General features: G+C 69.8%; 6 protein-coding genes. 4 read left to right on the top strand and 2 right to left on the bottom strand.

The window, feature by feature from the left end:
• Positions 1–1,083, top strand: coding sequence for a LacI family DNA-binding transcriptional regulator (locus tag AB0B94_RS13210; RefSeq protein ID WP_357275865.1), 1,083 nt, complete (start codon positions 1–3; stop codon positions 1,081–1,083).
• A 148-nt stretch (positions 1,084–1,231) separates the two neighbouring features.
• Positions 1,232–4,693 carry an alpha-glucuronidase family glycosyl hydrolase gene (locus AB0B94_RS13205; protein WP_357275860.1) on the top strand — a complete coding sequence of 1,154 codons (3,462 nt, stop codon included), beginning with the start codon at positions 1,232–1,234 and terminating at the stop codon, positions 4,691–4,693.
• Between the two features lie 257 nt (positions 4,694–4,950).
• Here the strand turns inward: AB0B94_RS13205 and AB0B94_RS13200 are convergent, their stop codons facing one another.
• Positions 4,951–7,950 (bottom strand): glycoside hydrolase family 95 protein, encoded by a 3,000-nt coding sequence (locus tag AB0B94_RS13200; protein ID WP_357275854.1) that lies wholly within the window; start codon positions 7,948–7,950, stop codon positions 4,951–4,953.
• A gap of 455 nt (positions 7,951–8,405) precedes the next feature.
• On the opposite strand from AB0B94_RS13200, the gene AB0B94_RS13195 reads away from it, so the two are divergent.
• On the top strand, positions 8,406–8,873 hold the full coding sequence (locus tag AB0B94_RS13195; RefSeq protein WP_357275850.1) for a hypothetical protein: 468 nt from the start codon (positions 8,406–8,408) through the stop codon (positions 8,871–8,873).
• A 77-nt stretch (positions 8,874–8,950) separates the two neighbouring features.
• Positions 8,951–9,958: a hypothetical protein gene (locus AB0B94_RS13190; protein ID WP_357275846.1), complete on the top strand. Its 1,008-nt coding sequence runs from the start codon at positions 8,951–8,953 to the stop codon at positions 9,956–9,958.
• Between the two features lie 15 nt (positions 9,959–9,973).
• Here the strand turns inward: AB0B94_RS13190 and AB0B94_RS13185 are convergent, their stop codons facing one another.
• Complete coding sequence (locus AB0B94_RS13185; RefSeq protein WP_357275841.1) at positions 9,974–10,777, bottom strand: helix-turn-helix transcriptional regulator; 804 nt, start codon at positions 10,775–10,777, stop codon at positions 9,974–9,976.
• Between the last annotated feature and the right edge of the window lie 11 nt (positions 10,778–10,788).

The raw sequence follows: 10,788 nt of genomic DNA, 5'->3' as shown, positions 1-10,788 counted from the left end.
ATGCCCGACCACATCAGCCCGCCGGGACAGCGAGTCACGATCTACGACGTCGCCCTCGAGGCGGACGTCTCACCGTCCACGGTGTCCCGCGCCTTCTCCCGACCCAGTCGCGTCAACTCCGAGACCGCCGAACGGATCCGGCAGGTCGCCGAGCGGTTGGGCTACCGGACCAACCCCCTCGCTCGCGCCCTCACCACGTCGCGTACGCAGATGATCGCGCTGGTCATCGCCGACATCACCAACCCGGTGTACGCCGAGATCGTGCGCGGCGCGCAGGACGCGGCGACCGACGGCGAGTACACGACAGTGCTGATCGACGCCCAGGAGTCCGACCGGCTGGAACGAGCGGCCGTCGAGCGCACCTTGTCGACAGTCGACGGAATCGTGCTGGCGAGCAGCCGGATGTCCGACTCCGCCATCCGGATGGTCGCCAAGCAGCGACCGGTGGTGGTCCTCAACCGCGCTCTGGCCGACGTGCCCTGCGTCGTCACGGACGACAGTCGTGGGGTGCGGCGGGCCGCGGAGCACCTCGGTGAGCTGGGGCACGACCACATCACCTACGTCGCGGGGCCGCAGGCGTCCTGGCCCAATGGCATCCGCTGGCGGTCGCTGCTCGAAGCGGGCATGGAGCTGGAGATCAAGGTTCGCCAGATCGGGCCGTTCAGTCCCACCCTGGCGGGCGGTGAGCGGGCCGCGCAGGAGCTGTTAGCGCGTCCCGCGACGGCGGTCCTCGCGTTCAACGACCAGATGGCCATCGGGATCATCCGCGGTCTCAGCCGGATGGGCGTCAACGTTCCGGGCGACGTCAGCGTCGTCGGTTTCGACAACATCCTCGCCGCCGACATCGTCACACCCGGGCTCACCACCGTCGCGGCTCCGCTCTACGCGGAGGGCTCGGCCGCGACCCGGCACCTGCTCACGATGATCGACGGGGCACCCGGGCACACCGGCCGACCCATGGTCCTGCCGGTACGCCTCGTGGTCCGCGACTCGACGGCAGCGCGCAACCCGGCCCCCGGTCGGGCCCGACCTGCGTGGGTACGGCAGCGGCCCGTTCCCGGCCCGGCGGCCCACAGGCCGTGAGGGCCGGGCGGCCCCGCGACAAGAAACGACAACTCGTTGCCGACCCGGAGCCAGGCCGGGAAGGATCGACGCGCATCCATCCAGCAACGTCGTTGCGCTCGCGGGACGGGCCGAACGGCGTCCCCAGCGAACGAACGAGGAGATGGCGATGAACCGAGCTTCGGTGCCCCGGCTACGGCGAACCCTCATCGTGCTGGGCACGGCACTGGCCACCGTCGCGGCCACCCTCACCGTCGCCACCGCCACGCCGGTCGCCGCGGCCCCGTCGCCGGACGACTACAACGGCTCCGACCTGTGGCTGCGGTACGTACCGGTCGACGACGCGAAGCTGCTGCGTGACTACCGCCGCGCGGCCACCGCCATCGTGGTCGAGAACGCCGACGCCACGAAGGTCCACCGGCACACGACGGACCTCGCCATGGCCCCCGGTTCGAGCGAGAAACTCGTCGAGACCACGCTGGGCGCAGCCCGGGACGAACTGGTCCGCGGCCTGGGCGGGCTGCTCGGTCGACCGACACCCGTGGCGTCGGTCGACGACGGAACGGTCCCGGACGGCGCGGTGGTGGTGGGCACGCCGACGAGTTCGCCGCTGGTGGGCCGCACCATCACGACCCGCGACCTGGCCACTGTGGGCGACGAGGGCTACCTCGTCCGGTCGGTGGCGAAGGGCAGGGCACGGTTCACCGTCATCGCCGGCAACACCGACCTCGGCGCGCTGTACGGCACCTTCGCCTTCCTCCGGCTGCTCCAGACCCAGAAACCCGTCGACCATCTCCGCGTCGCGGAGTCACCGAAGATCAAACATCGGTTGCTGAACAACTGGGAGACCGAGCGTCTCTACGCGGGCAACAACGCCTCCGGGCTGGGCGGGCTGAACGGGGAGAGCGGGGCGATCTTCAACTTCGCCGCGACCGGCGCCAGCGCCGGCCGGAACCTGCCCGTCATCCTCGACCGCTACCTCGTCATGGCCCGCGCGTTGGCGTCGCTGGGCATCAACGGCATCACCATCAACAACGTCAACGCCGACAACGCGTACCTGACGAGCACCCGCATCGCGCAGGAGGCGGCCCTCGCCGACGCGCTACGTCCGTACGGCATCAAACTGGGCCTGTCGATCCGCTACACAGCGCCCACCGACAGCCGGTTCGCGCCGGACACCCTGACCAACAGCCAGCTCGATCCGTACGGCGCGGATTTCCGGGGCTGGTGGCACCGCCGGGCCCAGCAGATCCAGGCCGCGATCCCGGATTTCATGGGCCTCACCGTCAAGGCCAACTCCGAGGGCCAGCCGGGGCCACAGGACTTCGGGTACGACCACGGTGACGGCGCGAACGCCATCGCCGCCGCTGTGGCGCCGCTCGGGATGACGGTGCACTGGCGGACGTTCGTCTACAACGCCGAGGTCGACAACGACCGGCTCAAGCGGGCCTACCTGGAGTTCGGGCCGATCGACGACGAGGTCCAGCCGGACGGCAGCCGGGGACGCTTCGCCGACAACGTGTTCCTTCAGACGAAGAACGGGCCACTGGACTTCCAGGCGCGCGAGCCCATCCACCCGATGTTCGGCCGGATGGAGAACACCAACCAGGCCCTGGAACTCCAGATCACGCAGGAGTACACCGGCCAGAACTGGATGCTGGCCTACCTCGGCCCGATGTACGAGGAGATCCTCAAGACCGACACGTACGCCACCGACGCGAACGGAAAGCTGCTCAAGAAGCGCCTGGTCGGCAACATCGTCGACGGGACCGCCCAGCACCACCCGGACACCGCCATCGTGGGTGTGGCCAACCTCGGCAACGCGGACAACCTGACCGGGCACCACTTCGCCCAGGCGAACCTGTTCGCCTTCGGACGTCAGGCGTGGGACTGGACGCTCGACTCGGCGGACATCGCGACCGACTGGACGCGGATGACCTGGAGCAACGACCGGCGCGTCGTCGACACCATCCACGAGATGATGATGGGCTCGTGGGAGTCGCTGGTCAGCTACCAGACGCCGCTGGGCATCGGCCACCAGTTCGCCGAGGGCGCCCACTACCGTCCCGACCCCGCCGACTGGGCTGGCCGCGACGACTGGAGCCCGATCTACTACAACAAGGCCGACAGCGTCGGTCTGGGCTTCGACCGCTCTCCCACCGGCAGCAACCTGGCCGCCCAGTACTTCCCCCGGTTGCAGCAGCGCTACGGGAACATCAACTCGGTCCCGGAGAACCTGCTGATGTGGTTCCACCACGTGCCGTGGGGCCATCGCCTGGACAGCGGCCGGACGTTCTGGGACGAGTTGGTCTACCGCTACCAGATGGGCGTGCAGTACGTGACCTGGATGCGGGAGACCTGGGCCACGCTGCAACCCGACATCGACGCACGCCGGTTCGCCGAGGTACGCGACAAGCTGGCCGTGCACGAGGCGGACGCCGCCGATTGGCGGGACACCTCGGTGAACTACTGGAAGGAGTTCAGCGGGCGGGACATCCCGGTCGACGACGCGCCACTGTCGGCGACGATCGTCGTCAACGGCAAGAAGTTCGGCGGCTTCAACCTGTCGGACACCTCGTACACCATCCCGGTGCCGGCCGGGGCGTCGCCGACGATCACCAAGGTGCGGACGGCCGACCGGAAGGCCCGCTACGAGATCATCTCCCAGGCGGCCAGCGTGCCCGGTCAGGCGGTCGTCAAGGTCACGACGGAGAGCTTCTTCGGCCCCCTGGTGAAGAACTACGTCTTCAACCTGGTGCCCGACACGACGCTGACGGCCCTGCGCGTCGGCGGCAAGCGCCTGACGTCCCTCGCGCCGACGGTGCCGCGCTACAACGCCCTCGTGCCGGCCGGCACCACCACCGTGCCGGCCGTCACCGCCAGCGCCGCCGACCCCGCCGCCACTGTCGCCGTCGAGCAGGCGACCAGCCCCACCGGGCAGGCTCGGGTCACCGTCACCAACGGCGGAGCCTCGTCGGTCTACACGGTTGACCTGAACACCACGATCACCGGCAGCGACGAGTTCGACTCGGCCCAGCTCGGCCCGCAGTGGCAGTGGGTCCGCCCGGACGAGGGCAACCGGCGTCTGGCCGACGGGTCAATGGTCATCACCGCCCAGCAGGGCGACCTTCAGGGCAACACCAACACCGCGAGGAACCTGGCCCTGCAGGACGTCGACGGTGACTGGACCGCCGAGTCCAGAGTCGTCTTCTCACGCCCTCTCGCCAGCAACAACGAGCAGGGCGGTGTGCTCGGGTACGCGGACGACAACAACTACGTGAAGCTCGCCTGGGAGATGGGCAACGCGACAGCCGCCGTCAACAAGACCCGGATCGTCTTCCTGCGCGAGCAGAACGGCACGGCGTCCACACTGGAGATCACCGGAGCCGACGCCCAGCGCATCGTCGGGGCCGACGGCGCGATCTGGCTGCGACTGACCAAGATCGGGGACAGCTACCGCGCCTACTACTCCACCGACGGGAGCGTCTACCGCTACATCGGCTCCACCACGCTGAACGTCGAGCCGACGAAGGCCGGGCTGCTGGCCTTCAACAGGGCCGGCACCTCCACCGACCTCGACGTCGCCTTCGACTACTTCCGGATCGAGAGCCGCGGCGAGCGCATCCGCTAGCCCGCCCGTTGGCCGGGTCCGGTGCCACGCCGGACCCGGCCGACGTGCGGTGCAGAAACCACAGCCCTGACAGTCGGGACACGACTCAACGTCATCGTCGATCCGAGCGACCAGCTCTACGCGATGGCGCCCCGACGCCACGACTCTCGTACCGGCGCGATCCGCCCTAGCCACCGCGGCACCGAAAGCCGCGACCGGGCCCGCCCCCACAGTGGGGACGGGCCCGGTCGTGCTCCCCCGAGCAGGAATCGTTGCCGTCAGCCCCCGATCGCGATGGCGAAGATGTGCATGGTCGGCACGTTCGTGGCCGGCCGGGCGCTGATGTTCGGCAACACCACCGAGGCCACTGCCTTGTTCTGCAACCCGACGCCCACGTAGTAGACGCAGGCGGCGGTGTTCTGCCGCTGGTTGTTGGGCCGGTTCTGGTACGCCGACACGATCGCCGCCGTTCCGGCAGAGTTCGGCCCTCCGTACCAGTCGGGCGTGCTCAACGTGAACGTCTGCCGGGTGCCGTCGGCGTAGACCACGGTGCCGGTCCCCGACACCGCGCCGTAGGTGCCGGTCAGCAGGAAGCCGAGCGTGCTGCCGGTGCCGGTCACGCCGATGGTCTGGCCCGACGCGATGGCGTTGTCGGCGGCCCCGGAGCTGACGTTGGGCCAGCGGAAGTTGACCCCGTTGCGGCTGATCGTGCCGCCCGGGCTGGCCCCGGCCTGAGCCAGGGCCTGCGCGGAGAGCGAGGCCCCACCGCCGTCGAAGTTCCCGACGTTGGTGTTGCTGTCGCTGGTGATGCCGACGTTGCTGAAGCTCTGCTCCAGCGTCGGCGTGGCGACCCCGGAACTGGTGACCCGGTAGGTGCGTCCGGCCTGCACTGTGACCTCGATCAGGTCGGACTCGATCCGGGTGGTCCTTGCCGCCGTACCGTCGGCGGTGTCGACCACGGTGACGGTGCCGGTCAGGATCCGGGAGCGCAGGCGGACGGTGCCGGCCAGGTCCGGTCGGATGAGGATCTCGGTGGCCAGACCGCTCGCCCAGGTGATGGCGACCGTGTGCCCGCCCCGACCGCGCAGGCCGGTCACCCGCCCGCTCGGCCAGGCCGGCGGCAGCGCGGGCAGGACGTGCAGCTCGCCGGTGTGGCTCTGCAACAGCATTTCGGCGATGCCGGCGGTGGCGCCGAAGTTGCCATCGATCTGGAACGGCGGATGCAGGTCGAACATGTTGGGCGCGAGCCGCGCGGTGGTGGCGAGGTAGCGGATCAGGTCGTGGGCCCGCTTGCCTTCCTCCATCCGCGCCCAGAAGTTGATTTTCCAGGCCAGCGACCAGCCCGTGCCGTCGTCGCCGCGCAGCGCCAGGGTCCGCCGGGCCGCCTCGAACAGCTGCGGGGTACCGCGCTTGGTGATCTGGTTGCTGGGTGCCAGCCCGTAGAGGTGCGAGATGTGCCGGTGGTTGGGTTCGGTCTCCACCCAGTCGTAGAGCCACTCCATGATGTTGCCGCGCGAGCCGACCTTCATGGGTGGGAGCCGGTCCCGGGTGGCGCGAACCTGCGCCCGGAAGGTGCTGTCCACGTTGAGGATCTCGCTGGCCCGGGCGCACGCGTCGAACAGGTCCCGCAGGATCTGGTTGTCCATCGTGGGGCCGGCGCACACGCTGGCGTTCGAGTGGTGGCTCAGCTCCGGCGAGTTCGACGGGTTGGTCACCAGGTAACCGAGGGTCGGCTCGGTCACCAGGGTGTTGAGGAAGAACTGCGCGGCGCCCTTCATGGCCGGGTAGTTCGTCCGCAGGAACTCGATGTCGCCGTTGAACAGGTAGTGGTCCCAGATCAGCGTGGACAGCCAGGCGCCACCGGTCTGCCACATCCCCCAGAACGCGCCGTCCACCACAGCTGTGGCCCGCCACGCGTCCGTGTTGTGGTGGGTGACCCAGCCACTGGCGGAGCCGTACTGCACCTGCGCGGTCCGCGCTCCGGCGACGGCGAGGTCTCTGACCATGTCGAAGACCGGGTTGTGGCACTCGGCCAGGTTCGTGGTGTTGGCCGGCCAGTAGTTCATCGGCAGGTTGGCGTTGATCGTGTATTTCGAGTCCCATGCCGGGGCCAGCGAGTCGTTCCAGATGCCCTGGAGGTTGGCCGGCTGGGTGCCGGGCCGCGAGGACGAGATCAGCAGGTAGCGGCCGTACTGGAACAGCAACGTGGAGAACTGCGGGTCGTTGACGCTGTTGTGCTGGGCGATCCGGACATCAGTGGTCTGGTCGGCCGCGGACGTGCGGCCCAGGTCCAGGGTGACCCTGCCGAACAGCGCCTGGTAGTCGGCCACGTGCCGGCTGCGCAGCTGGTCGTAGCTGCTGGCCCGCGCGGCGGTGAGGCGCTGCCGGGCGATGCCCTGGTAGTCGCCGCCGACGTTGCGGTAGTTGACGTAGCTGGAGCCGATGGAGATCAGCAGGACCACGCTGTTCGCGTTCGTCACCCGCAGGGTGCCGCCGGAGCTGGACACGCTGCCGCCGCTGACTGTCGCGTTGGCGAGCGCGAGGAAGCGGACCTGGCCGTTGACGCCCTCCATGTTTCCGGAGATGCCGTCGAGGCCGATGGTGGTGCCGTCGGGGCTGGACACCGACGTCCGCTGCGGGCTGTCGAAGGTGGCGGTGAAGCTGATCGAGCCGGTCCGGTCGGCGGTCAGTCGCATGGCGATGACCTGATCCGGCGCGCTCGCGAACACCTCCCGCTGGTGGCGAACGCCGTTGAGCACGTACGACGTGGTGACGGTGGCGGTGGTGAGGTCGAGCGTCCGGTCGTACTGTGACGCTCCGCTGGCGGAACCGAAGGCGAGCCGCAGGTTGCCGACGGTCTGGTAGGCCAACTGGCCGCCGGGGTTGCCCATCATGGTCTGGTTGATCAGATCCTGGGCCTGGGTCCACTGGTTCGCGTTCACCAGCCGCCGGATCTCCGGCAGCGCCGCCGCGCCTCGGGTGTTGCTGGGATCGTGCGGCCCACCGGCCCAGACGGTGTCCTCGTTGAGCTGAAGCCGCTCGGTGTCGACGTTGCCGAAGACCATCGCGCCGAGCCGGCCGTTGCCGATCGGCAGCGCCCGCAGCCAGTCGGTGCCGGCCCCTTCGTCGTACCAGAGGGCGAGGTCCCCGGCGGCCAACACCTGCGGCGGGGCCGCCGAGTCGGCCTTGGCCACGGCGGTCCAGGGAGCCGGCAGGAGAGCACCGCCCGCGCCGGCTGCGCCGATCTTGAGTGCCTGCCGTCGGGTCAGGTCTGACATCGATCCTCCAAACGGTGACCAGTCCGGCCACCCCGAAGCGTGACAACTATGGGACTCGACATGGGGATCCGCTTGGGTGCGCCAACCGGGACCCTGCCTGAGCAGGCCGACGCCGGGCCTTGGCGAGCCAGACATCTGATGTGTTTCGGGAAGGTTACTCCGGCACCACAGAATAGGCAACGGTCGATCGATGGGCACCCACAGCGCCGCACTGGCCGGTCAGCAAGATGCACGGGTGGATGAGCAGCGCCGCGCTGACACGGCACCACACGGCGATCGGCCAGGATCACGCCGACGACCACCCAACCCGACGGCCATACATCAGATGTACGCAGGCAGACGACCGAGCTGGCCGTACATCCCCTCCGACGTGCACCCCGACGCGACAGTGCAACCCCGGTGGGGCCAAGGACGTGTACTGAGAAATCCGAATCGATGCTTCCCCCGGAGAAACGATGACCCTGACCGCGCTCCGCGCCTTCCTGCCCGTCGCCGCGCTGACCGGCCTGGCGGCCTGCACCACCGCCGCGCCCACTCCCGCCGCCGGGACGAGCACCACGCCACCGGCCAGCTCCACACCCGCCTCGCCCGCTACGGCGCCCACCGCCGTCAGCGCCTCACCGACCCGCAGCACGTCGCCCGGCACCACCCCGGCCGCCTGCCCGGTGACCGCAGCCACCCTGCAGGCCGCATCGGGACTGAGCAGCACCCACCGGATCGATCCGGATCAGATCAGGTGCGCGAGGCAGTGGGCCACGGCCGGCGTGCTCGCCGTCGACCCGGGGATGCAGGGTGACGGTGTGCTGCTGTTCAAGCACTCGGACGGCGGGTGGCAGAAGCTGGGCGAAGGCAGCGCACTCGAATGCACCCCGTTCGGCATTCCGCCGGAGATCGGCGACCAGGTCGGCTGTCGCGACCACTGAGCAGCGGTCCCCGTCCGCAATCGGGTTGTTCTCTGCCGGCGCACGGGTGACCATGGCGGCATGGCGGGAGCTCGGCGGTGAGATCGCCTCTTCAAGGTGGACTACCGCCCGGCGGCGCGGTGGTGGTCGGGGCCGTCGTGGAGATCGCCTGCGACGAGTCGGGATTCTCGGGCACGAACCTGCTGCACTCGGCCGCCCCGGTGATCACGCACGCGAGCGTCGACCTGGCCGTCGACGAGGCGGTCGCGCTCATCACCGCCCTGCGGTCCGGGTTCCGGTTCGCGCCGCACGAGCTCAAGTCCGGCCGGTTCCTGCGCGGCTCGGGTGCGCACGAGGCACTGGAGTGGTTCCTGGCGGCGCTGACCGGCCGCGCGCACGTCCACCTCATCGACAAGGAGTTCTTCCTCGTCACCCGAATCGTGGACTTCCTGCTGACCGAGCCGTCGTACGCGGCGGGCACCCGGCTGGCTCGCGAGCACCATCCGGCCGCTCTCGCCCTGCACGAGGCCGGACGCTCGGCCGGAGGCGACTGGGACGCATTCCTGTCGGCGTTCGTCGACCTGGTCCGGATGAAGCGGCGACTTCCGGTCGACCAGACCGTACGGCGGTTCTTCCAGGCCCGGGACACGCTGCGGCGCCACGGCCTCGGCACTGTGGCCGACGCCGTCCTCGACGGGCTCAGCCCGAGGCACGTGCGGGCCGTGGTGGCCAGGCTCGACGTCGACGACCGCACTGTCCCTCCACCACTGGAACCGCTGCTGCCCGCGCTTGCGGAGACGGTCCTGTCCTGGAGCGACGGCCGGCGGCAGGTGTTGGTGACCCACGACGAGCAGAGCGCCCTGACGGCCGACCGGCTGACCCGCCTCCAGCGGGTGTTGGCCGACGAGGGCCAGCCACAGTCGGCCGGTGTGCACCGGGTCTTGGCGTTGCCGACCGGGGCGTCGCCCCTGGCGGGGCTGGTGATGGTGGACTCCCGCGACGATCCGCGCGTGCAGGTGGCGGATCTCCTCGCGGGAGTGGCCCGGCGGATGCCCGGCATCATCGACGACACGCTCCGTCAGCCGCCGCCCGCTCCCCCTGGGTGACGGGCAGCGGCCGAGTCACGACGCGGCACGGGCTCGGAGGGTCTGCGTGGTCGCCGGGTCAGCGGGAAAGAACGCCTCGACGGCCAACCCGGCGACGGTGACCTCCCGCGGCGTACCGAAGAGGGTGGTGGTGCTGACGAAGGACAACTCCTGATCACCATGCCGGTAGCGCAGTGGGACGAGGACACGTGACACGGCATCGCTCGTCGGTGTCGTGTCGACGTCGCCACCGGGATAGCCGCGAAGCTCCTCGTGCAGGTCGTACAGGATCGGGTCGTTTGTCGTCGTCGCCTGCTGGTGCAACCGTTTCAGCAGGTGGGCCCGCCACTCGGGCAGGTTGACGATGCGCGGCGCCAGACCGTCGGGGTGCAGGCTGAGGCGCAGCACGTTGACGGGTGGGGCGAGCAGGTGTGGCTGCGCGTCCATTGTGAACAGGGCGACGGCAGGGTTGGCGTCGACGAGGTGCCAGTGCTCGTCGACGAGCAGCGCGGGGTACGGGCTGTGACCGTCGAGGATCTGCCGCACCGCGGCCCGTACCGGTGCCAGCTCGGGGTCGCTCAACTGGTGGCGGGGGTAGGCGGGCGCGAAGCCTCCGGCCAGCAGCATCCTGTTGCGCTCGGCCAGCGGCATCTGCAGGTGTTCGGCCAGCCGCAGGATGAGGTCGGGGCTCGGCCGGGATCGTCCGGTCTCGACGAAGCTCAGGTGCCGGGCCGACACTCCCGCCTCGATCGACAGGTCGAGCTGGCTCATTCCGCGAGTCCGGCGCCAGTCGCGCAGCAACTCCCCCACCGGTCGCCCGTGGCGGGTCGAGATCGTCACCCACCGACCCT

Origin of the sequence: Micromonospora sp. NPDC048986 (genome assembly GCF_040649335.1) — a bacterium.
GTDB classification, from domain to species: Bacteria; Actinomycetota; Actinomycetes; order Mycobacteriales; family Micromonosporaceae; genus Micromonospora; species Micromonospora alfalfae.
Note: the sequence above shows the minus strand (reverse complement) of the source record. Positions and strands in the feature narration are given on the sequence as shown.